The sequence below is a fragment of the Pseudoalteromonas sp. XMcav11-Q genome (genome assembly GCF_040104525.1).
GTDB lineage: Bacteria > Pseudomonadota > Gammaproteobacteria > Enterobacterales > Alteromonadaceae > Pseudoalteromonas.
The window spans coordinates 134,110-158,803 of sequence record NZ_JBECOX010000004.1; the positions used below are offsets into that span (position 1 = coordinate 134,110).

General features: G+C 42.5%; 18 protein-coding genes. 12 read left to right on the plus strand and 6 right to left on the minus strand.

The genetic code is table 11. The features are described from left to right. Window positions 1-39: 39 nt before the first annotated feature. From ABMY45_RS08165 to ABMY45_RS08185, 5 genes are all read left to right on the plus strand, one after another. The gene (locus tag ABMY45_RS08165) at window positions 40-1,467 is read left to right on the plus strand and encodes a lytic polysaccharide monooxygenase (RefSeq protein WP_349288725.1); all 1,428 of its coding nucleotides are present in this window, start codon (window positions 40-42) and stop codon (window positions 1,465-1,467) included. 52 nt (window positions 1,468-1,519) lie between these two features. After that, a complete protein-coding gene (locus ABMY45_RS08170) occupies window positions 1,520-3,988 on the plus strand; it encodes a glycosyl hydrolase family 18 protein (RefSeq protein WP_349288726.1) in 2,469 nt (822 codons plus the stop codon). A gap of 166 nt (window positions 3,989-4,154) precedes the next feature. Beyond that, entirely contained in the window at window positions 4,155-4,916 is a 762-nt protein-coding gene (locus ABMY45_RS08175; protein WP_010605518.1) for a transporter substrate-binding domain-containing protein, read from the plus strand. Beyond that, entirely contained in the window at window positions 4,913-6,847 is a 1,935-nt protein-coding gene (locus ABMY45_RS08180; protein ID WP_349288727.1) for a RecQ family ATP-dependent DNA helicase, read from the plus strand. Before ABMY45_RS08175 ends, ABMY45_RS08180 begins: the two co-directional genes overlap by 4 nt. Beyond that, a complete protein-coding gene (locus tag ABMY45_RS08185; protein WP_349288728.1) occupies window positions 6,848-8,011 on the plus strand; it encodes an anhydro-N-acetylmuramic acid kinase in 1,164 nt (387 codons plus the stop codon). 3 nt (window positions 8,012-8,014) lie between these two features. Here ABMY45_RS08185 and ABMY45_RS08190 read toward each other — a convergent pair whose 3' ends face one another. Further along, complete coding sequence (locus tag ABMY45_RS08190; RefSeq protein ID WP_227387954.1) at window positions 8,015-8,494, minus strand: hypothetical protein; 480 nt, start codon at window positions 8,492-8,494, stop codon at window positions 8,015-8,017. A 136-nt stretch (window positions 8,495-8,630) separates the two neighbouring features. Beyond that, window positions 8,631-9,770: a Na/Pi symporter gene (locus ABMY45_RS08195; protein ID WP_069019181.1), complete on the minus strand. Its 1,140-nt coding sequence runs from the start codon at window positions 9,768-9,770 to the stop codon at window positions 8,631-8,633. A gap of 329 nt (window positions 9,771-10,099) precedes the next feature. Here ABMY45_RS08195 and ABMY45_RS08200 point away from each other — a divergent pair, with 329 nt between their 5' ends. Then, complete coding sequence (locus ABMY45_RS08200; protein WP_349288729.1) at window positions 10,100-12,010, plus strand: sensor histidine kinase; 1,911 nt, start codon at window positions 10,100-10,102, stop codon at window positions 12,008-12,010. A gap of 23 nt (window positions 12,011-12,033) precedes the next feature. Here the strand turns inward: ABMY45_RS08200 and ABMY45_RS08205 are convergent, their stop codons facing one another. Both ABMY45_RS08205 and ABMY45_RS08210 read right to left on the minus strand, forming a co-directional pair. Continuing rightward, entirely contained in the window at window positions 12,034-12,201 is a 168-nt protein-coding gene (locus ABMY45_RS08205) for a hypothetical protein (RefSeq protein WP_227387952.1), read from the minus strand. A 55-nt stretch (window positions 12,202-12,256) separates the two neighbouring features. Continuing rightward, window positions 12,257-13,993 (minus strand): diguanylate cyclase, encoded by a 1,737-nt coding sequence (locus tag ABMY45_RS08210; protein ID WP_349288730.1) that lies wholly within the window; start codon window positions 13,991-13,993, stop codon window positions 12,257-12,259. A gap of 242 nt (window positions 13,994-14,235) precedes the next feature. Here ABMY45_RS08210 and ABMY45_RS08215 point away from each other — a divergent pair, with 242 nt between their 5' ends. Beyond that, window positions 14,236-14,730 (plus strand): YcgN family cysteine cluster protein, encoded by a 495-nt coding sequence (locus ABMY45_RS08215; protein WP_227387950.1) that lies wholly within the window; start codon window positions 14,236-14,238, stop codon window positions 14,728-14,730. Between the two features lie 62 nt (window positions 14,731-14,792). Here the strand turns inward: ABMY45_RS08215 and ABMY45_RS08220 are convergent, their stop codons facing one another. Further along, entirely contained in the window at window positions 14,793-15,746 is a 954-nt protein-coding gene (locus ABMY45_RS08220) for a carbohydrate kinase (RefSeq protein ID WP_227387949.1), read from the minus strand. Window position 15,747: 1 nt separating this feature from the next. After that, window positions 15,748-16,929, minus strand: a complete 1,182-nt coding sequence (locus ABMY45_RS08225; protein ID WP_227387948.1) for an AGE family epimerase/isomerase — start codon at window positions 16,927-16,929, stop codon at window positions 15,748-15,750. Between the two features lie 131 nt (window positions 16,930-17,060). Between ABMY45_RS08225 and ABMY45_RS08230 the strand changes: the two genes are divergently transcribed. The 5 genes from ABMY45_RS08230 (at window position 17,061) to ABMY45_RS08250 (ending at window position 24,688) form a co-directional block, all read left to right on the plus strand. Next, a complete protein-coding gene (locus ABMY45_RS08230) occupies window positions 17,061-18,335 on the plus strand; it encodes a sugar MFS transporter (protein WP_010605507.1) in 1,275 nt (424 codons plus the stop codon). Window positions 18,336-18,480: 145 nt separating this feature from the next. Next, on the plus strand, window positions 18,481-20,835 hold the full coding sequence (locus tag ABMY45_RS08235) for a GH92 family glycosyl hydrolase (RefSeq protein WP_349288731.1): 2,355 nt from the start codon (window positions 18,481-18,483) through the stop codon (window positions 20,833-20,835). Next, a complete protein-coding gene (locus tag ABMY45_RS08240; RefSeq protein ID WP_211865499.1) occupies window positions 20,835-21,602 on the plus strand; it encodes a basic secretory protein-like protein in 768 nt (255 codons plus the stop codon). Before ABMY45_RS08235 ends, ABMY45_RS08240 begins: the two co-directional genes overlap by 1 nt. Before the next feature lie 197 nt (window positions 21,603-21,799). Then, window positions 21,800-23,689 (plus strand): methyl-accepting chemotaxis protein, encoded by a 1,890-nt coding sequence (locus tag ABMY45_RS08245; RefSeq protein ID WP_095726524.1) that lies wholly within the window; start codon window positions 21,800-21,802, stop codon window positions 23,687-23,689. 249 nt (window positions 23,690-23,938) lie between these two features. Beyond that, window positions 23,939-24,688 (plus strand): DUF3450 domain-containing protein, encoded by a 750-nt coding sequence (locus ABMY45_RS08250; protein ID WP_227387946.1) that lies wholly within the window; start codon window positions 23,939-23,941, stop codon window positions 24,686-24,688. Window positions 24,689-24,694 lie beyond the last annotated feature (6 nt).

Here is a 24,694-nt window from a genome sequence, read left to right on the forward strand (position 1 = left end):
ATGGGGAGCTTTGCTCCCCTTTATAAAAGGCGAATAAGCATGAATAGTTTACACCGTAAATATGCGCTTGGTCTTTTTGGCGCAACCTCAGTTTTGCTTTCAAGCGCAGTTTCAGCTCATGGTTTTATGGAATTTCCCAAAGCAAGACAAGCGTTCTGCCAAGCGCAAGGAGGTTATTGGTGGCCGGATGATGGCTCAAATATCCCAAATTTAGCGTGTCGAGCAGCTTTTCTAGACTCAGGCCATTTTCAGTTTGTGCAAGAGCATGAATTTTCGACCAATACCGCTGACTACAATAACCTAGAGGCAGTAAAAGCGAATATCCCCAATGGTACGCTTTGCTCAGCTGGTGACCCAAACAAAAGTGGCATGAGTGTTGTATCACCACACTGGCAGCGTACAGTCGTAGAGCCAAACGCTCAAAATAAACTTGCCATTAGCTTTAGGGCGACAACACCTCATAATCCCAGTTTTTGGCAGTTCTTCTTGTCAAAGCCAAACTACGATGGCGATACATCTCCTCTGACTTGGAATGACTTAGAGCTTATTAATGAATTTGGCAATATTGATTTCGTTGTGGATCCTGAAGGTAAACGCTTCTATAAAATGGAAATAGATATACCGCAAGGCCGTGAGGGCAATGCAGTTTTATATACCCGTTGGCAGCGGTTTGATGTCGCAGGAGAGGGATTTTACAATTGCTCTGATATCACAATAACCTCAACAGGCACGCCTCCAGAATGGGTGAGCAGCGGCTATTTCTTAAAGCAAGGGCAAGATGCTAAAGCCGGTGATAGCGTGTGGTTTAGGACGTTTGATCAATCTGGAAATGAATTAATTAGCCATAACTTGAATGTAACCTCCACTAATGCATCAACATGGCAAGCTGAGTTAGCTCTTTATCTTGATAGCAATTACGGAAATAAGGTCAACATTGGTGTTAAGCAAGCGGACGGTTCAATTGCGTTTGATGCAAACGCCTTGTTAGCAAACGAAGTATTTTTGCCGCATGCCGCTTACACCAGCAATCTTAGCGTTGTAAAAGGGGGTGACAACACCGCGCCTACGGTGAATCCAATTTCTAACCAAAGCATCGCAGAAAATAGCCAAGCGACAGTGCATGCTCATGCGTTTGACGACCAAAATGACCCACTGACATTCATTTGGAGTATTCCTGCACCGCTTAGCTTTAGTGGCGAAGGTGACACGATTTCCATCTCAACACCTGAAGTGACGGCTGATCAAACCTTTCAGGCTGAACTTAATGTCACCGATGGCAAAGCAAGCACGACCGTAAGTTTCTCAATTACCGTTCAAGATAGCACCAATAACCAATACCCAGCTTGGAATAGTACAACTACCTATGTCGCAGGCGACAGAGTAACGCATCAACAGAAAGTGTATGAGGCCAAGTGGTGGACTCAGGGAGAAGAGCCCGGCGCATCCGATGTTTGGAAAGCAATTTAAAGAAAACCCAAATTAATTGGGTACAACATGTAACTACAATAAGGTTGAAGATATGAAACTTAATAAAATAACCAGCTATATAGGACTTGCCTTACTGAGTGGCGGGGCACTTGCAGCCCCTTCTACACCAACATTAGATTGGCAGCCACAACAGTATTCGTTCGTAGAAGTTAACGTGGATGGACTTGGCTCATACAAGCAACTGGTAAAAGCCAAAGATGTTGTCGATATTAGCATCAAATGGAATGCTTGGAGTGGCTCTGGCGGTGATAACTATAAAGTATATTTTGATGATCTACTCGTAAACCAAGGTACGCTTGCAGCTGGTACTAAAAGCGGAGTAGTACAATTCCCCTACACTAAATCGGGTCGCCATCAGCTTTATTTAGAACTGTGTGAAGGTACCGTATGTGCAAGAAGCGCAGGGAAAGAAATCGTCATTGCCGACACTGACGGTGCACATCTAGCGCCACTTCCTATGAATGTAGATCCGAACAACCGTAATAACGGTACAATACCAGGCCGTGTAACGGGTGCTTATTTCGTTGAATGGGGCATTTATGGCCGTAATTACGACGTAACTAAGATCCCGGCTCATAACCTATCGCACATTTTATATGGCTTTATTCCGATTTGTGGTCCTAACGAGTCGCTAAAATCCATCGAAAATGGTAATAGTTGGAGAGCGCTTCAAACTGCATGTGCTGACTCTCGAGATTACGAAGTCGTCATTCACGACCCTTGGGCTGCAGTGCAAAAATCTATGCCAGGGGTGGATGCAAAGGATCCTATTCGCGGTGTTTATTCTCAATTAATGGCGCTAAAACAACGTTATCCGGACCTTAAAATTCTGCCTTCAGTAGGTGGTTGGACGCTATCTGATCCATTCCATGGCTTTACAAACAAAGCAAACCGCGACACTTTCGTCGCGTCTGTAAAACAATTCCTTAAAACGTGGAAATTTTATGACGGTGTAGATATCGACTGGGAATTCCCAGGTGGTGATGGTCCAAACCCAGATTTAGGCGATCCAATTAACGACGGTCCAGCCTATGTGGCGCTAATGCAAGAGCTGCGTGCAATGCTAGATGAGTTAGAAGCTGAAACCGGCCGTCAATATGAACTCACTTCTGCAATAGGTGCTGGTTATGACAAGATTGAAGATGTAGATTACCAAGCTGCTCAGCAGTATATGGATTATATCTTTGCGATGACCTATGACTTCTATGGCGCTTGGAACAATGAAACGGGTCATCAAACCGGTATCTACTGTGGTTCTCATCTCAGCACTGATGAATGTAACGGTACAGGCATTGACGACAATGGAGTGCCACGCAAAGGCCCTGCATATACTGGCGACCATGCAATTCAATTGTTACTTCAACAAGGTGTGCAGCCCTCTAAGCTCGTTATGGGCGTTGCAATGTACGGCCGCGGCTGGGAAGGTGTGCTAGATGCAAATGCCACAATCCCAGGTAATCCGATGACGGCGCCGGGCAATGGCCCGTTGACTGGCTCTACAAGTGAAGGCGTTTGGGAGCCTGGCATTATGGATTACAAGGCTATTGCAGCAAACGCTGTAGGCCAAGGTGGTTCAGGTGTTAATGGTTATGAAGTAGGCTACGATGAGCAAGCACAAGCAGCATATGTTTGGAACAGAAGTAACGGTAAACTCATCACTTACGATAGCCCACGCAGCGTTATCGCAAAAGGTCAGTATGCAAACACTCATCAACTGGCTGGTTTATTTGGTTGGGAAATTGACGCTGATAATGGCGACATTCTAAATGCAATGTATGATGGCCTTACAGCAGGTGAGATCCCTAATCGTGCCCCTTCTATCGGAGTTTCTGGACCAATCAATGTAACCTCAGGTCAGGTTGTGAATGTCGATGCGCAAGCAAGCGATTTAGACAATGATCCATTAACTTATTCATGGGTTGCTGCGCCTGGTTTGGCTTTATCTGCTAACAACACTTCAGCTGTGGCTGTAACTGCTCCTTCAGTCAGTCAACAGACAAGTTACGACTTGACTGTAACGGTCGATGACGGCGCGTTATCAACAACCAAAACAATCGTTGTTGTTGTAAACCCAGAAGGTGCAAATGCAGCGCCTGTCGTTACACCGGTTTCAGATATTGTGGTTAATGAAGGGGCCTCGGCTACAGTCAATGTGTCAGCAACTGACCCTGAAGGCGAAGCGCTTAGCTATAGCTGGAGTGCACCAGCCGAGCTAAGCGTAGCAGCAAATGGTAGCTCGGCGACTATTACTGCTGCAAATGTCACTGCCGACACAACCGTCCCAGTAACTGTTACCGTATCAGACGGGGTGAACGCTGTTGATACAACATTTAATGTTACGATTAAAGACGGTGGCGCCCAATACCCCACTTGGGATCGCTCAACAGTATATGTCGGTGGTGACCGAGTAATTCATAACGGTAATGTCTTTGAAGCAAAATGGTGGACTCAAGGTGAAGAACCAGGAACCGCTGATGTATGGAAGGCAGTAACTAACTAATCTAACCATCCCCAATTAATGAGCTTGCCAGTCAAGCTCATTTTTTATTCACATAAACATAAAGTTACCCATTATATGACTTTTATCACCAATTTCTTCTTTCTTTTTCTGCTTGGTCTTTCATAATGACATAATGAACTTCATAAAAGAGTCATAAGTTCTGGCAGTGCTTATTCGTCTATCCGTTTTATTATTCGTTTTAGTTTTTCCAAAAAGCTACGCTTCCGATTGCGCGGATCAATCATCGCTAAAAATCGGCATTGGCTCTAGCTGGCCGCCTTTTGTTATGTATGGCACTCGTCCTTATGGCATAGATGTAGATATCACTAGAGCAGTTTTTGAACGAGCAGGGTTTTGTATCGAGTTCATTCAACTTCCTTCATCGGCACGTGGGATCACCGAGCTTGAGAAGGGCTTAATTGATGTATTGCCATCGGCAAGTTTTAGCGTCGATAGAGCAAAAATAGCTTACTTCTCCTCGCCATATCGGCGTGAAAAAATGCGCTTGTTTGCTAACAAGGAAATAGATCTCGATAGCAACTTAATCGAGTTGTTTTCTGCAGGTTATACATTCACGGCTAATCCCGGAGCCTATTACGGTGAGGAAGTGAAACAAATAAAAAAAATCGATTGGTACGACAAGCGGCTGTTTGAAATCGCGAGCTTAGACAGACGAATAGAAATGGTGGCTAAAAACCGCGTCGATTTTCTGATTGAAGATGAAGACGCAGGCTACTACTATATCAACAAGCTAGGCTATCAAAGCATTCAGCTACACCCTTATGTAGTTAACGATAACGCTATACATTTTATGCTTGGACGTCATGCATTTAAGCGTAGTGACATTGAGCGCGTCAATGAAGCAATCACCAATTTAAATGGCACAATAGCGAATATCTCAGAAAAATATAGAAAAGATTCAGGATGACTCAACAGCAGCAACTCTTTCAAACACTACAAAGTACATTTGGACATACGACACTTCGCCCGGGGCAATCGGAAGTCATTGAATCTATACTGCAAGGTCAAAGTGCAATCGCTATTTTTGCAACTGGTGCAGGCAAGTCGTTGTGTTATCAGTTACCAGCAATATTGAAGCAAGGGATGTGCTTAGTCGTTTCACCACTATTGGCACTAATGCACGAGCAACGAGATTACCTACAAAGTAAAGGAGTTGCAACAGCTTGTCTTGATAGTACTCAAAGCAAAGAGGAAACATTGCGCATAGAAAGTGCGGTGCGAGACAATGCCCTTAAAGTTCTCTTTATATCAGTCGAGCGGCTTAATAGCCAAAAAGCACGTACCTTGTTATCACAAAGCAATATCTCTTTTCTTGTCATTGATGAGGCGCATTGTATTTCTGAGTGGGGACATAATTTCAGGCCAGACTACCTAAAAGTGGCCAAATATCGACATGAACTTGGTATCAACCAAGTGCTATTACTCACCGCGACAGCAACAAATAAAGTTGCACGCGATATGGCGGTTAAATTCGATGTATCCGATCAAAATATCATTAGAACGGGCTTTTACCGGAAGAATCTATTCTTAAGTGCGGCGCATATTAGCGAATCTCAAAAAGACGAATATTTACTCGCCTTCTTAAAAAAGGCAAAAGGCGCTGGTATCGTTTATGTCACGCAGCAAAAGCAAGCAGAAGAAGTAGCAAAAATGATAACGGCTTGCGGCTTTCCTGCAGAAGCTTTTCATGCATCATTGCAGAGCGAGAAAAAGGCCCAAATTCAAGCTGACTTTCTAGGGAAAGAAAATCTTATCGTTGTAGCTACCATTGCATTTGGTATGGGTGTAGACAAACCCGATGTTCGCTGGGTACTACATTATGATATGCCAAAATCTATTGAGGGATATAGCCAAGAAGTGGGTAGGGCAGGCAGAGATGGCGAGAATGCACATTGCGTTGCTTTAATTAATAATGAAAAAATTGCCACATTAGAGAACTTCGTTTACGCCAGTGCATTAGAGCGAGAGTCGTTAACGCTGCTTTTTGATGAACTTTTCGGTGATCCAGCTACAGATTATCACCTCAATGAATACGATCTTGCCTATAAAACCAATATTAATCAATTGGTGCTAAAAACACTTATTGTCCAGCTCGAACTGCAAGGATACTTACAAGTAAACTACAGCTATTTTGCGGAGCTAAGCATCGCATTCAGCCAAGACAAAGATAAAATATTAGCCAAGTACTCGCCTGAACGGCAACTGTTTTTGACTCAGCTATTCTCGTGTTTTGAATTCAAAAAGAAGTGGGGATTACTTTCACATCAAGCATTAAGCGAGCAAAACATCCCACAGGCTAAAGCCCAAGAAGTCGTTGAGTATTTGCAAAACCAACAACTGATTGACGTAAAAGTCGCTAAATATACGTCGGTTTATTCAAAGCCTATCCAACAAGTTAACATTAATGAACTGGTTGAGTCTTTCTACCAGCAATCACAAATTAAAGAGCAAGGCGAACTTGCACGGCTAAGACATTTACTCAAATTTTTCCAGCTAACTTCATGCTATCACAAAGCGCTTGCCAGCTACTTCGGCGATATGCTCGCACCAGAACAATGCGGTCACTGCGGGGTCTGCAGCGGTAAGCATTTGATCGTCAATGCACAAGAGAGCCGGGAATTAGATATTGAAACAACACGAAATATTTTAAGAGACGCTTCGCAATTTGCATCGCAACGCGGCGTAAATTTTTCTACTCACCTCAAAACGTTGTTTTTACTAGGCTTAAATTGCCCCTATTTTACTAAATATAAATTCAGACAACTTGAAGGATTTGGCAGCTTGTCCGGCGTAAAGTATGAACAGGCAAAAGCATTGATCATGGAGCGCGCATTATAAATGAAAACAGATATTATTAAACTCGCCACGATCGCGGAAAAAAAGACCAAATATATACTCGGACTTATGAGCGGTACCTCATTGGATGGATTAGATATTGCGTTATGTAAAATTGAAGGTGCCGGGAAAAGAACACAGCTAACAGTCGAACAATTTACCACGATAGAATACGACTCTTCGCAAAAGCAGCTTCTCAGTGATCATGCGTCTAAATCACAGGTAAGTCTTAAGACGTTATGTCAATTAAATGCGTGGCTCGGCGAGTTGTACGCAAGTCTAATCAATAATGCTTTGAAAGAATGGCAAGTCGCAGCCGACACTGTTGATTTAATAGCGAGTCATGGACAAACACTTTACCATTGTCCAAAACAAGCCTTTGCAGACGTTGAAAAATTAAATAGCACATTGCAGATCGTTGACGGCGATATTATTGCGGCAAAAACGAACATCATCACCATCTCAGACTTTAGACAAAAGCATATCGCCAAAGGATATGAGGGAGCCCCTCTCGTGCAATATGGTGACTATTTGTTATATTCGGACACCAGTATCGATAGGGTTTTGCTCAATATTGGCGGTATTTCAAACCTTACTTATTTACCAAAAAATTGTGCACTAGCGCAGAGTATGAGTAGTGACATCGGTCCAGGAAACACATTAGTAGACCAATATTGTCGCCACGTATTAGGGCTACCATTCGATGAAAATGGTGAGATTGCGTCTAGTGGAAAAATTCAATTGCCTTTTCTCGAAGCATTACTGTCACACCAATTCTTTGATAAGCCACTTCCAAAATCAACTGGACAAGAGTTATTTAATCAAGCCTTCGTGCATCATGCGTTGGATGGAAAAGATTATAATCATGAAGATATCATCACGACACTGACCGAATTCACAGCTATCGCTGTCGCAAATGCGGTGAACGAGCTTGGTGCAACTGAATTAGAGCTATATGTTAGCGGAGGTGGAATTCATAATGTGTTTTTAATGGCGCGAATTAAAAGCCACTTGAATAACCGTGTTTTAATCAAGGATTTCTCACAACTGGGTATCAACCCTGATGCCAAAGAGGCCGCTTTATTTGCGCTACTTGCGAATGAAACCGTATCAGGTGGTAGCGATGTGCTGCCTTTTTCTATGGGTAAGATTTCATTACCAACATAGTCGCTAAAAAACGGATAATACAGCGCTGACCGCCGAGTTAAAAATACGTTTGAAGCCAGTAGTCTGAGTTGTAATCGCTTCAGATACTGGTTCGCTTACGATAATTCGCTCATTCAAAATGATATCAAACTCAGCCGCGTTCTTTAGGTAATCGTGGAGTCCCACTAGGTTCAATTGCATAAAGTAAGGACCTGCATCAAGCGATTGCTTTACTTTAATTTCGACAATCTTAGTGAGATACGACTCCGGATCAACCACCAAAGAGACCTCGCACTTCGCATTTCGCTCGCCGTGCTTTGTTAGTACAACGTTAACTCGGTCATCAATACGCGCATCCATTGGCAACTCTATCACCAAAGAAAGTCCTTGCTCACCTGGTTGCAGACTAAGTTTCTCATAGGGTTGAACAGCACGGTACTGTCCCCTCATAGAACTTGTGATCTGTGCTGCATTAAAACTAAAAATACCAGGTTTGCTACTCATTACTTTCTTTCGTTATTTACAAGACAATGTTAATTATCTCAAAACTAGATTACAGAATTATGACTTACCAACCAAAGGCTAAAAAAGTCAAAGCTCGGCAATACCGAGCTTTAAATGCATTCTTTGTTCGTTTTATTTATCGTACTGCGAGCATAATGAGTCCCGGAAATACAAAGAACGAACCTAATACGTAAGCCAAAGCTGCTGGTTTATTCTGCGCACCAATCTCAGCTAACTTCTCAGCTAGACGAAGCGGGATTTCTCTCAGCAGTGGTAACCCGTAAATAAGTGCTACCGCAAAAACGTTAAACATAACATGTACAAGTGCAATCGTTAATGCGACTTCTGCAGCAGGACCTGTAATAGATGTTGCAGCTAACAAAGCGGTAATTGTTGTGCCTATATTTGCACCTAAAGTGAACGGATATATCTGACGAGTGGTAAATACACCGCTGCCAGCAAGTGGGATCATCAAGCTTGTTGTTGTCGAAGACGATTGTACCATTACCGTAACTAAAGCGCCTGAGCTTATACCTACAACAGGGCCTCTGCCTATCGCACTATGTAATAACTCTTTCGCTTTACCTACCAACGCCTTTTTGAGTAATTTACCTAAGTAAGTCACAGCGAACAGGATCATCATGATACCGATAACAACCATGGCAATACCTGCTGCTGTAGAATCTAAAAAGCTAACACCATCTTTTACCACGCTAACCGCTGGTTTCACTAGTGGTTTGATAAAGTTGTAACTTTTTAACGATAAGTCAGCATCACCAACAAATACATGGGCAAGTCCTGACGCAAGTTTTTCTAACATGCCAAACATGATTTCCAAAGGCAGGAAAATAGCAACGGCTAATAAATTAAAGAAGTCATGTACGGTGGATGCGGCAAACGCTCTTCTAAACTCTTCTTTACTACGAATGTGGCCGATAGAAACGAGCGTGTTGGTAATAGTCGTACCAATATTTGCGCCCATCACCATAGGAATTGCGATACTAATAGGTAATCCGCCAGCAACGAGGCCAACAATAACAGAAGTCACCGTTGATGAGGACTGCACCAATGCAGTTGCCAAAGCCCCTAAGAGTAGGGCGACGATTGGATTGGTTGCGAATGCGAAGATTTCCTTCGCCCCTTCACTTCCACCTGAGGCCAACTTAAAACCGCCACTCACAGTGCCAACTGCGACTAAGACTAAGTAAACAAGTAATACGATTGACAGCCAGTTAAAAAGTTTAGCTGATGCTGAAGTCTGAGATTGATTAACCATAGTTTCGCTCTTAGAGTAAGTAATGTTCATTCATTACACTTTTATTTCAGCCGCGCATTTAACCACCCAATTGTTACAGTTATATTTCAGTTTTATGTAACTCGACACGTATGCTCATTTTCTCATCGCATTTTTTGAAACAGTGGTAACTAATAGTAGTAATATGCTGTTTTTACTGATTATTAGTTATGTGATTGCATTTACATTTGTTTACTTCTCCAAATTTGATCCACATTTGCTTCACTATTTAAAAGTAGGATTTAGCTATAATTATTGTGCCTTATATCACTATGTTAAGACTTTTCTCGTTAATTTTTATGCTTTTTTCTATGGCGGCTGGTGCAGTTGACTTTACGCCTAGTGCCGAGCATAGAGTAAGTGAACCATTAACAATCCACTTTGGAGAAGTCGATGCTGCGCAATTATCTTCAGTGCTCGGCATAGATGAGCGCGACAGCCAATCTATTGTTGAGGTACTTTCAAGCCAAGTGCCTGAGCTAAAGAATGAGCCTTATCAGTGGGCGTTGATCACCCCAAATATGCTTATATCCGAGGACAGAAATTACATCGCATTTGGCTTTGCCAGATTGCCTTGGCTAAGTGTTGCTTTGATTAACAACGGCGAGGTCTCATTTTTAACGCAGCACACCCTGAATACCGCGTTTAATATTAGGGAAGTAGAAGCACCGCAATTATATCTACCAATATCAAAAGAGCACTTAGCAGGGGCAAGTCTTATTGTCCGCTATCAGACTTTTGCGAATGCCCCCGCTGACCTTAGGTTAATAAATGATAATGAGCTAAACAGTAATGTTCTTACCAGTACGGTTACCAATGCAGCACTAAGCGGGATCATAGCAGCCGTGTTTGTTATTGTATTGGTTAACTTCTACTTTAATGCCAATGCGACCAACGCATACTATTGTCTTTGGACGCTATTGTTTTTGCTTATTGTGTTGGATATGTCAGGGTTCACATTTCAATATTTTTGGCCTTCACAAGGCAAATTTGCCACCTTATTTTCAGCTTGTTTGATGACTTTTGTACCAGTGTTTCACCTTCTTTTCGTCAAACAATTTCTGCAATTAAAGCATCGAAACGAAACCTTACATCTTTTATATAATGGATTTTTAGCGGCTTACCTACTACTTATCCCAGTGGCAATCTATTCAAAATCGGTTCACTACAATCTAGTATTAAGCTTGAGTATCATCCCGCTATTTCTTTATACCAGCTATTGGTCTTTGAAACAGAGTGCTCCTGGTTCTGTCACTTTTTCCCTCAGCCTGCTAAACCATGTCATTTTTGTAAATTTCATTGCTATCGGTGGGACAATGTATGCGGGTTTTATCAACGTTCATCATATATCAAGCGCGATTAAATTTGGCTACTTAATTGAGGTCATGTTATTTACGCTGGCACTTGCGCAACAAAATAAGTCAGCCCAAAATAATCTGCTATCAACGCTACAAACTCAGGTGAATGCACTCTCGAATACAGTACAAACAGAAAAGCAGTTCAACCGTCAAAATCAGCAGGCGTTAGAAAAGAAAGAACAACGTTTATTTACCGATCTCTCTCATGAGCTGCGTACACCACTTACCGTTATGAAGGTACAGGTTGAATCTCTACAATACAATATCGTTGAGAATGTTCAGGAGAGCTACGGCAAGCTCATGGATAAAATTGACGAGCTAAACCACTTTATTAATCAATTGATGCTGGTCACTGACAATGAAAAGTTAGCAACTATGCTTAATCTAAGAGACTTCACGATCTGCAAACTGGTAAATCAAGTACATACTCAGGCTGCGGGCTTATTTAAGGATAATAAGGAGCAATTAGAGGTTAACTATCAAATATCTGGTACAGAAAAGATAACCATCGACCTAGACGCGATCACTAACTGTGTTCTCGAGATCTTAGGTAATGCGATTAAGCATGGTGGAGATAAGGTCCAAGTAAAGATGAGTTTCTTTAGCGTCGACAGTAATCTAATCATTCGCATTGAAGACTCAGGCACTCCGCTATCCTATGAGGCGCACAAACAGCTATTTGACCCGCTTTACAAATCACAATCAGCAAGAACCAATTCGGGAAAATCCAAGGGTATGGGCCTTGCGATGTGCAAAAAAGTGGTAGAAGCTCACAGTGGACAAATTGAATCCTTTAATAGCCTATTAGGCGGGTTGAACATGGAGATCAAGCTTCCGTTAACTAAAGTGCCTGCTTTTAGTTGATATACAACAGTATGTTTTCGCGCTTACGTTTTAATTTTTCGTCGCGGTATTAACTTAAGCCAAAATGCAATTTCAAGTGCCACACCCAATATCACAAAAATGAACATCCCAGTGTGGCTGCTATAGCTATAAGCTGCTATTGCACCAATGAGGAGCGCCAATAAAATAGCGATTCTGTAAAGTGTCTTCATTTTATATCCTTTTCTATGGTGACTTAGCTAATTCATTTACAGCCGAATACCAAATTTACAGCGCACCTGAGATTGCCACTTGATTACGACCATTACGCTTAGCAAAATAAAGTGCCTGATCTGCCGAGGCGAGCAATTCTTTACCGCTGTATGGTGGCTTAGTCTGAGTATGTAATCCTGCACTTAATGTCATCTCTATACAATAGCTTTCGCTTATCAATGGGCTAGTCTCACATGTCATTCTGATCTTCTCTGCAAGGTCAAAAGCCTGCGAGCTATCGGTTTGTGCAAGTACAATACAAAACTCTTCGCCGCCATACCGTGCGACAAAGTCTCCCGCTCTCGTAGCACAATTGGAAAGTATACGTCCGATGTGAGTCAGACAATCGTCTCCCGCTTCGTGACCATAGGTATCGTTAACCTGCTTAAAAAAATCGATATCGATCATTATAACACTAAGAGCGTGTTCAAAACGCTTTGCTCTTAAGCATTCACTATGCAAGGCTTCGTCTAGCGCTCGCCTATTGGCAACACCAGTAAGCGCATCGGTGCGACTCGCAAGCTCCAGTCTATCGTTAGCTTCCTGTAGCGCTTGAGTTCGGATGGCGACAGTCTTCTCTAATTGAGAGTTTACTTTTTGGATTTCATTGAATGCCGTTAATTGCGCTTGAAAGCGCTTGTTTTTCTCGGTATTGAGTTTTTCACCTATTGCTATCGATAAACAGGCCACCTCAATGGCAGTACCTATTAATAGCGCATTTTCGGTAAACCAAGTTTGGCTGATTAAATCTAATTTATTTAGCGCAAGAATGATCCCGCCAATGAGCACTGAGCTCCAAGCAATCGAATAGTATGTCGCTAAGCGGCTTTTCCCAGCCAAACGTAAAATACGGCAGAATACGCCCCAGATACAAGCTGATACGGCATGCGCTATGGTAAGTTTTATCATCACTGCATAGTCAAAAAACACAGAAGAAAATAAGAGTACCAGCCCTAATCCCAAAATTAAGCGACAACCTAGATAAAGCCACTTGTCCGAAATACCAATCTCGAGCAATGTCATAACAAAGTAAGTGCCGGTTAACACCGAACTGATAAGAAAGAACAAGATTGCTTGATCGTTCCACCAAAGACTATTTGGCCAAAGATATCGAAAGGCAAAACCTGACAAACAAGCAGAAAATAGCGCTAAACAAATAACGTATAAAACATAGTAAAATAATGTGGATTCGCGAATGGTAAAATAGAGGAGCACATTATAAGCTGCCATTATCCCCATCAAACCAAAGTAGATCCCCATCACGATACGAAAAACTTGGTCGTTTATCAAAAAGTCATGGTTTGTCCAAAGTACCACGGGAAGTTGCAGCGAACTGGATGAGCGTACTTTAATGTATAGTGCTACCTTACCATGCGTGCCGTTTGGGAGTGGTATAATAAAATGTTCATGCGCAAAAGGGCGGTCAACGAAAGGTTGTTTATCTCCTAATTGCTGATGAACAAATATATTGCCTTCTTGTAGCATGTAAACATCAAGCTGATCCAGCACCGGATAGGCTATCTCAAGTAAATAAGGCCCTTCTTTTTCATCAATATTTAACGACGTACGTACCCAGTAACTTAGGTTGGAATAACCTAAGTTCAACACTTTATCATCAGTAGTTTGCCAATGGATACTTGGGTTATTTATGACGTCGACAATTTTAGCATTTGAAGCCACGTACTCTAGTTGCAACGTCTCTTTGCCAGCTGCTACCACTTGACTACACAGAGACAACAGGAGTACAAACAATAAAATGACGTACCTTTGCCTCAATCACCCACCCTCGCTAAGTCCCATAATCACAGACAAATAGCGCTCTCGCCAAAGATTATGAAATAAAAATAGTACTTTAATCATAGTCAGCCATAAATAGTTAGCCAATTTTGAATTACGTTCAACTATCCTATAGAATGCGCCGCTTGTTTGATGTGATCGATTCCAACGGCACAAATCAAATATGATGCAAAAAAGCGTAATGAAGGGGCAAAGTAATGAGCTTTTGGCAAGAAAAAACACTCGAAGAAATGACTAGAGATGAGTGGGAAGCGATTTGTGATGGCTGTGGTAAATGCTGTTTACACTCTTTTATCGTCAGCGATGAGGAAGATGAATCATTTGAGAGCACCGACTTTTTACGCGAAGGTGAAGAGTTACTCTACACCGACGTTGTTTGCCAATATAACGATAAAAATAGCTGTGGTTGTAGCCGCTACAGCGAAAGGCAAGTTCTAGTTCCGTCTTGCGTACAGCTAACCAAAGAAAACCTCAAAGATATCTTTTTTATGCCAAACAGTTGTAGTTATCGACGACTTCATGAGGGCAGGGGACTGGCAAGCTGGCATCCTCTTAGAAATAATGGTTCCAAACAAGCCATGATAGATGCGGGGATCAGTATTTTTGGTAAGGCAACCTCAGAACTGGAAGTAGATTTAGAATCTGATTTTGAAGCGCATATAGTAGAGTGGCCCCACAAAGACTGCGAGTAAAAAACAGGGACTAGGATAAATGTTTTGCGGTAGAGCATGCACCTATCCTAGAAAAAAGACTACTATTCGCCAATATCAGCCTTTGACGGCAAAGCGGCAAATGCACCGTAGTGTTGAACGGCGAACGCACCACATTTTGCGGCATATGCGACTAAGCCTTTTGCCTCATTTAGTGTGATGGCAAACTCAGTATCTCGGGTAGGTTTAAACTTTCGAATGATCTCAGCAAGTAACCCCCCTACAAACGCATCTCCCGCAGCCGTGGTATCCACCGCGACAACAATTGGCGCAGCGACTTTAGCACTATCATTTTGTAGATAAATCTCAACGGGGTTTGCGCCGTCGGTTATTAATAACAATTGAGTTTGCTTATCCATAATTGCGGCTATGGTTTGCGCTTCGGTTTTACCCGCATGACTATTCGCGTTCAGGTATTCCAATTCTTCGCGTGAGAGTTTAACGACATTACTTAGTGCGATACAATGCCAAATTCTATCAAGAATATGCGCTGTCGAACTCCATAGGTTCAACCTCAGGTTCATATCAAAACTAACAAGCATGTTGTTTGCTCGTGCACGCTCAAGCGCATAAACCGTGGTTTTATAGATATTCTCTTCAGTAAGACTGTTACTGCATATATGTAATACAGAATGCTCTGTAAACATATCCTCAGAAAAATGTGTTTGCCTGAACAACAAATCCGCCGCTGGTGGCCGATAAAAACTAAAGCTTCTTTCACCTTGTTTATCAAGAGAGACAAATGCCAATGCCGTTTTGGCTTTATCTGTATACTCAAGGTAACGGGTATTTACGCCATTAGCCTGTAGCTCTTCAGCTAAAAACTGGCCGAACATGTCATTGCCTAACATGCCGCAAAAATACGCATCAACGCCTTGCTTTGCCGCAGCTACTGCCACGTTTGCAGGCGCGCCGCCTGCATATTTAGTAAATGATTCTGGTGTTTTGCCATCCGATAAAAAATCAATCAACGCCTCACCAAAACAAACAAGTGCCATGTTATTCGCCTTTTAACTTCATTGAACGCAGGACTTCGTAACACGCGCCCATAGTGTGATAATCGGTCTTGCCCGCCGGGCTTTTTTCATCGCTGTACTTTTCGTTCTTGTTATTCAAAATACGATACCAAGCACCGTATTCATGGTCGACGAAGTTATCCCAAGCATATTGCCAAATTCTGTCGTACCACTGCCAATATTTTTCATCACCGGTTTCAAGTGCTAGTAGCGCAGCCGCAGCGAATGACTCAGCTTGAACCCAAAAGTACTTGTCATCATCACAAATCGACTTATCCGGCGCAAAGCCGTAGCAAATCCCCCCAAATTCACTATCCCAAGCTGCTTTTAATGACTCATCAAACAAGTGCTCGGCTTTTTCCACAAGCCATGACTTTGGCATGTAGCGGTTAATCAACAATAATAATTTTGACCACTCAGTTTGATGACCGGGCTGAAACCCCCAAGGTCTGAATAAGTGTTTGGGATCGTCTTTGTTATATTCAAGGTCGACTTGCCATTGACTATCATAGTGCTCCCAAATCAGCCCTTCCGCCTTAGCGGCTTGACGATTTACCATATTGTCGGCGAGCAAATACGCACGCTGTAAAAACTTTTCATCCTGCGTTGCTTCAAAGCAAGCTATTAGCGCTTCGCAGGTATGCATATTGGCATTTTGACCACGGTACTTATCTGCCTGATTAAAGTCTGCATCGAATTCGTCTTTATAGAGTCCAAAATCAGGCTCAAAGTATTTCTCTTCTAACAGCTGCCATACTCGCTCAATTGCAGACTTGCTGTCTGATAACCCAACCTTCAACGCACAGGCATGAGCCAATAAAACAAAGGCGAGCCCGTAACAATGGTTAGTGCCATCTACAACATTTTCGCCTTCAAGCAACCACGCATAGCCGCCATTTTCCTGCCTATGGACAGTTTCTAAATATTCGATACCATGCTTAACCTTATCTAAGTCAGCTGGCTCTTTAAAATAGTCATAAGCCATAGCATAGTTAAAGACAAAACGGGTACTTGATACTAAGTGACGCGTGTTCGCATCATAAATCTCGCCATTATCCTTGAAGAAGTGATTAAAGCCACCACGCTCATCCACGCAATTTGGTGCGTAAAAGCTGAGCGTCTTTTTAATGTGTGCTTCTAAAAATTGCGTTGTTCTAAAATTCATCTAACTTTTAACCTACTGCTGAACATTTCCGTTACTTTAGCAGATAAAACATGGAACGATCCAACAAAACATTTGTGATTTTCATGTAACAGTGTGTAGAATCAAGGTGAAAACAGATTGGAGTATCACTTGTGAGCGAAATAAATACAAATCAAACCTTCGTCACAAGCGGGAATACCGAGAATAATAATTATCGACTTCCGCTTATTGCAATGACAACGCTTTTTTTCCTTTGGGGATTTATTACCGTTTTAAACGATGTCCTCATCCCACGTCTAAAAGGCGTATTTGACCTTAACTACACCGAAGCAATGCTGATCCAGTTTTGCTTTTTTAGTGCCTACTTTATTATTTCTTTACCTGCTGGGTATTTAGTTAAACGCTTTGGCTATAAAAATGGCGTACTAACGGGCTTAATCGTGGCATCCATTGGCTGCATCATGTTTTATCCCGCCGTTGTTGTTCACGAATATTGGATTTTTCTCTCAGCGCTTTTTGTGCTTGCATCTGGCATCACTGTTTTGCAAGTATCAGCGAATCCTTATGTAGCAGCACTCGGGCATCCTCGCACTGCGTCAAGTCGTTTAAACCTTGCGCAAGCGCTTAATTCACTGGGTACCACTATTGGTCCTATCGTGGGTGGCTTTTTATTGTTTGGTTCAGCCGGTACGCTAACCGTTGAAGCTGCGGCAAGCGCAGAGGGGGTAAAGGTACCTTATCTTATTTTGGCAGCTGCGCTACTAACAATCGCCGTTGTATTCGCGTTTTTAAAGTTACCCATTATTGCTGAGCATACTGAAGCCGTCGATTGTAAAGCGAAACACCATAACCTAATTGAAGCCCCACACTTAGTAATGGGTGTAGTAGCTATTTTCTGCTATGTCGGTGCAGAAGTTGCGATTGGGAGTTTCCTTGTAAATTACTTTGCAGAACCTGAAATCGCAGGACTTGAAGAGCACGCTGCAGCAAAACTTATCGGGTACTACTGGGGTGGTGCTATGGTAGGGCGCTTTATCGGCTCTGCTGCCTTAAAGACCATTGCACCTTCAAAAGCAGTGGCTTTCAACGCTGTCGTTATTATTTTATTACTGGCATTGACCATGAGTACCAGTGGCAACATTGCGATGATTGCCGTACTCGCGATTGGCTTGTTTAACTCCATTATGTTTCCGACAATCTTCTCAATGGCAATTGAAGGCTTGAGCTCACTAACCAGTAAAGGTTCTGGCTGGCTGTGTTTAGCCATTGTCGGTGGTGCTATTGTGCCGCTCATTCAAGGTGTGGTTGCGGATAAATTCCATATTCAGATCAGCTTTATTGTGCCATTGCTTTGTTATGTCTACATCGCATGGTACGGATTAAACGTGGTTAAGCTGTCGCAAAAGTGGCAAGCAAAACTGAATTAAGTTAACGAAAGTTTACAAGGCGAGCATAGCTCGCCTTTTTTATTGCATAATTTTTTCGTCGCAGAGTATTGAATACGTATTCATAAAGGGTATTATAAAACAAAATTGGAACGCTCCAATTCAAAACAAAAACTAGGAGAGAGTAATGCGAGCTAAAACTTGGGCGTTGGCAATCACACAAAGTGTGTTGTTAAGCGCAACAGTTCACGCCACTGAATCAAATACACAGTGGGTCGATACCTTCATTGGTACTGGCGGTGATGGCCACACCTTCCCAGGCGCAGTCGTCCCATTTGGTATGGTGCAATTAAGCCCAGATACAGATAACCCTATGCGCGGTGTTTCCCCTCAACCAGAAATCTACAAGCGCTGCGCTGGTTATCACTATGACGACCATACTATTGTTGGTTTCTCCCACACGCATTTCTCTGGTACTGGTCACTCAGATCTTGGCGACTTGCTGATCATGCCAATGACAGGCGAAGTAAAACTCGATGCTGGTACCTCTGAAAATCCTGACATAGGATATCGCTCGCGCTTTTCTCACGACCAAGAATGGTCTGAACCTGGCTATTACGGTGTTGACTTACTCGACTATGGTGTGAAAGCCGAAGTCACTGCAACCACGCGAGTGGGTATGCATAAATACAGCTTCAACAAAGCAAAACAGGGTCATGTATTGCTTGATTTGACCTCAGCAATCTATAACTTTGAGAATAAAGTGATTTGGAGCGACATCCGCAAAATAAACGACACCACATTGGTTGCTTACCGCGCAACTAATGGCTGGGCGCGTAACCGCCAAATGTATTTTGCCATCGAGTTCTCAAAACCTATCGCTGACTATCAGTTTTATAATCTAGACAACAACCGTTATCGTTGTATGAATTGCTTAGGAAAAGACAGCAAACACTCTACGATTGAGAATACCGCAGTAAAGATGACAGCAGGTAAAGCCGTTAAGTTTGTTGCAAGCTTTGATAATTTAGACGAAACGCCACTGTTGGTGAAAGTCGGACTTTCTGCAGTTAGCCGCAAAAACGCATTAGAGAATCTTAAAACTGAAGTACCAAGTTGGGATTTTGATAACGTTCGCGAAAATGCCAAGTCTCAGTGGGCAAATTATTTAGATAAAGTCGACGTGGAAGGCACCAAAGCGCAAAAACGTCAGTTCTACACTGCGCTCTACCATGCGCTACAAGCGCCTAATATCTACCAAGATGTCAATGGACAGTATCGAGGCGTTGACGGTGAAATTCATGACGGCAAAGGTTTCGAGCACTATACCTTATTCTCGTTGTGGGATACCTATCGTGCATTACATCCATTGCTCACTTATATCGACCCAGACCGCGTATCCGGCATGATCCAATCTATGCTGGTACATTATCAGCAAAGCTATGAAAAAATGTTACCTATTTGGTCGTTCCATGCCCACGAGACATGGACCATGATTGGTTATCATGCGGTTTCAGTCATTGCTGATGCATATCTAAAAGGGATCAGAGATTACGATATTGATTTAGCAGTAGAAGCAATTGAAAACACGGCTAACAACCCAGTGTACGATGCCATCCCTGAATACAAGAAATTTGGCTATGTACCAATGGACGTACTTCCTGAGTCTATTTCTATCACTCTTGAATATGCTTACGATGATTTTGCCATCGCAAGAATGTATGAAGCGATGGGCAATACCAGTAAAGCGAAAGACTATTACCAACGTGCGATGAGCTATAAAAATGTGTTCAATAAAGAAACCGGTTACATGCAAGGGTTAGATTCAAAAGGAAACTGGGATCCCGAATTTGACCCTTTTGAAGCAAAATACATGGGCCCATACACCGAAGGTAACGCGAAGCAATATAGCTTCTATGTACCGCATGATGTAGCTGGCCTGATTGAATTAATGGGTGGTGATGATGCATTTGAAGCGCGTCTAGATGCACTGTTTGATACACACCTTTCTGAAGAGATGATCAAAGAGCACGAAGATATTGCAGGCCTGATTGGTAACTATGCCCATGGTAATGAGCCTAGCCATCATATTGCCTATTTATATAACTACGCGGGTAAACCGTGGAGAACCCAAGAGCGTATTCGTCAGATCATGGATACCTTAAGCTCAGACAAACCGGATGGCCTTGCAGGTAATGACGATGTAGGTCAGATGTCTGCTTGGTATATATTCTCTGCGATGGGCTTCTATCCTGTTGCGCCAGGCGACCTAAGCTACGCGATTGGTGCGCCTCAAGTGCCAGAAGTTACGTTGAAACTTGCAAACGGCAAAGCATTTAGAACTGTTGCGAAAGGTTTCAGTGACAAAAACAAATATATCAAGTCCATTAAATTAAATGGAAAACCGCTTAAGCGCAGCTACATCACACATAACGACATTATGAATGGTGGTACATTGGAGTATCAAATGTCTAGCAAGCCGAATAAAGCATGGGGTCAATCCAAGACGCAGAGACCGCCTTCGTTGTCGGAGTATAAGTAATGGTTAAAGCAGGAATATTTCTTGCGGCTATGACCACATTTGCAAGTGCGCCGTTCGCACTTGCAAATGACATCGATAATGCCGCAGCGCAATTAAAACCGATCGCGTTTCAGTCAGACTTAGCATGGCGTCAATTTCCTCTACCAGCCGTCTCGCTAAGCAAAACGACTAAAATTAACCATTTCGCATGGCAAGAAATTGATAACAAAGTAATAGAGCAGATAAGTTATAACGTGGCTAGATTACTTTATAAAGATATGACTAGCGCGCCTAAGCTACCAACCCTCCATATCGTCTTTGAAGACCTAAAAGGGGTTGCATATAAAGAGGGCGATTTTAACGGCGCAACAATCCATATCAGCGCAAACTACATGGAAAACTTTTCTACATCGCACAGTGAAACAGAATCAGTCGACGAACTTATCGGTATTCTCTATCATGAAATTGCCCATGCTTATCAGCTAGATGATCATAACTACAAGGAAATAGGGCCAATCATTGAGGGAATAGCAGATGTTGTTAGACTAAAAGCTGGGTATATTCCTGATGATACCCAAAAGCCTGGTGGCAACTATAAAGACGGCTATAAAAATACAGCATTCTTTATCGATTGGTTATCGAAGCAAAGTAACCGAGACCTACTTCAGGAGATCAATGCTCAATTGGACCCACATGACGACATAAAGTGGGACTGGCAATACTTTGAGCAATCAGCAGGTGTTAAATTAGATACTGCTTGGCGACATTATCAAGCGTCGTTACTGTAACGCAAGGTGAGCGAAGTCTCACCTTTATTTAACATTCACTCTAAACCTCTCTCATTTCCTGCCGATAATCAAAGACAAACCTTTGAGTTTTTGATAAAAATAGTTACAAAGGAATCCAATTCCTAAATCTATTAATAATAATCGGCCAACAAGTGTATTGTTTGGCTGAAGAAAAGAACAAGTTCAACAGGATCATGATGTTTAAAGCGCTAAAGTTCACCACCAAAGTAACCGTAGCAGCCTCCCTTGTGTTAGTGATTGTGCTCGGCTTATTTACCGTAAACAACTTTCTTGTTATGCGAGACCAAACTCAAGCTCGACTTACCTTGGTTTTACAAGAGATTTCAAGCTCGGTTTCACAGAATATCGCCAATTGGCTCAATGACAGACTTGAAATCGTGGTCTCGATTGCTGATGGACATAGAGCTGATGACTCCACTGAACAGATAAGAAGACGGTTAAAAACCGCAGACACTGCGGGGGATTTCAAAAACGTTTTTATTGGCACGCCAGATGGAACATTTGTGTTGGACGATCCAAGTATCCAACTTCCTGCTGATTTTGATGCGACTAGCCGCCCTTGGTACAAGCTCGCTGAGCAAAAACAAGATACCGCATTTACCGCACCTTATATCGACGTTACCACCAACGAATTCACTATCTCAGCCGTTGTACCTGTAAAACAAGGAGGCCGTTTCGCAGGTGTGGCAGGGGGGGACATCGACATGTCAACCATCACAGAAATTATCAATGAAATTGACTTCTTAGGGTTTGGTTACGGTTTCTTACTTGATGAAAGCGGTAAAATACTCAGTCATCCAGATACTAAACTGAATGACAAGCCGATGTCAGAGCTGTTTGGTAAACGCCTGTCATTAAGTCGGGATTTCACGGAGCTTGAAATTGATGGCACAGAAAAGCTCGTTTCATTTGTAAAAATGAAAGGCATTAAAAATGTCGACTGGTATCTTGGCGTTGTCATTAATAAAGAAATTGCCTATTCGTCCGTATCTTCTTTTAGAAATATGGCAGCTATCTATATGCTACTTGGCGTGATTGCGATTGTGGTGATGCTACAACTATTGCTCAAGTATCTGATGCGCCCGATGTACAATCTCAATGCAGCCATCAAAGACATCGCCCAAGGTGAAGGTGACCTTACTCGTAGATTAGTCGTAGAAAATCAAGATGAATTTGGCGAGTTATCCGATTATTTCAACCAATTTATCGATAAAATTCATGCTTCTATTACGCAGGTAAAAAATACTACAGTAACACTTGAAAACGTCGTAAATAGTTTGGTTGCGCAAACGCAAGATACCTTATCTATGTATACAGATCAGTCAAAGCGCACCGATAGCGTCGCGACAGCGATCAACGAGCTTTCTTCAAGTGCACAAGAGATCTCAAACAATGCAACCCATGCTTCAGAACTTGCCAGTAACGCCAACAAGCTTTCTGTTGAAAGCCAACATTCACTCACTCAAAATATCGAAGAAATCGCTTCACTGACACAAAAAATGTCTCAGGCACAAGACACGCTGGATGGATTGGATAAACTCTCAGGCAGCATAGGGCAAGTGCTTGAAGTGATCAAAGGAGTTAGCGAGCAGACCAATTTACTGGCGTTAAATGCTGCCATTGAAGCGGCTAGGGCAGGTGAGGCCGGACGTGGATTCGCCGTCGTTGCCGATGAAGTAAGGCAATTGGCACAGCGCACGCAAGAGTCAACGCAAGAAATCGAAAGCACTATTGCACAACTACAACAAGGTTCTGCTTCAGCTGTGGCCGTAATGAAAGCGAGTTTAGAAGACTCAGCAAGAAGCGCCGATAGAGCCAATGCTTCAGGTACTAAAATGCAAGAAGTGAGCAATTCGATTGATGCCATAGACGGCGTTAACCATGCAGTTGCCAGCGCCACCCACCAGCAAAACACCGTTATCCAAACATTAGATAGCGACATTCATCATATTAGTGACCTCAGCCTGCAAGGCAGCAATAACCTAACCGCAACCCTTGAAGAGTGTAAGTCATTGAAACTACAGTTCGACGAATTAGAACAAATGGTGCTCAAGTTTAGAGTCTAACGCCATCTCACTAGAGCTTAAAAGCCGCTTAACAAAAGCGGCTTTTTTGTGATCCTTTTATGACACGAAACACCTGCAACATCTCATTAACCAACAAAATTCTATTAAAAACAATAAGTTAATTGATTAATGTAATTTCAATGACAGCTGTCACATTTGTGTATTAGTTGCGCAACATGGTTGTCATTTTTCGTAATTAGACTGCACCCAGTTTTTTAGCAACTAGCAATAATTTATAAGGTGTATGCGATGAAGTGCGTTAACCACTTGCTTATAGCAGGTATGCTAGCAACGGCCTCTGCCGGAGCAACAGAATTAAATCAAGCGATGGACAAAAGTGCAGCTATCAATGAATCTGCATTAAAGTCTCAAGGGAAAATCGATAGTATTGCAGACGATATGCAGTCTCGTTTGCAAAAGTTCAAGACGTTGAACAAAGAAATCGACGGCCTATCTGTTTACAACGCTCAATTAGAAAAACAAATCAAAAACCAACTTGAAGAAATGGCAGCCATTAACACCTCTATGGACCAAGTTTCGGTGATCGAGCGTCAAATCACACCTCTCATGATGCGCATGATCACAGGCCTGAAACAGTTCGTTGAATTAGACGTGCCTTTCCTTCCTAAAGAGCGTGCTGAGCGTATTACTCAGTTAACTAACTTGATGGACCGTGCTGATATTTCATCAAGCGAAAAGTTCCGCCGCGTACTTGAAGCTTACCAAGTTGAAGTGGACTACGGACGTACTATCGAAGCTTACACCTCATTACTTGACGTGAATGGACAAGAACGTGAAGTAGATTTCCTACGAATTGGTCGTCTTGAGCTGCTTTATGTCACAAAAGATGGCAGCCAAGCTGGTTTTTGGAACAAAGACAGTAACGCTTTTGACGCATTACCAGATACCAACATCAGCCAAATCAATAAAGGCATTCGCATCGCACGTAAGCAGTTAGCACCTGACATGTTAACGCTTCCAGTTCAGGCTGCAGAGTAATAGGTG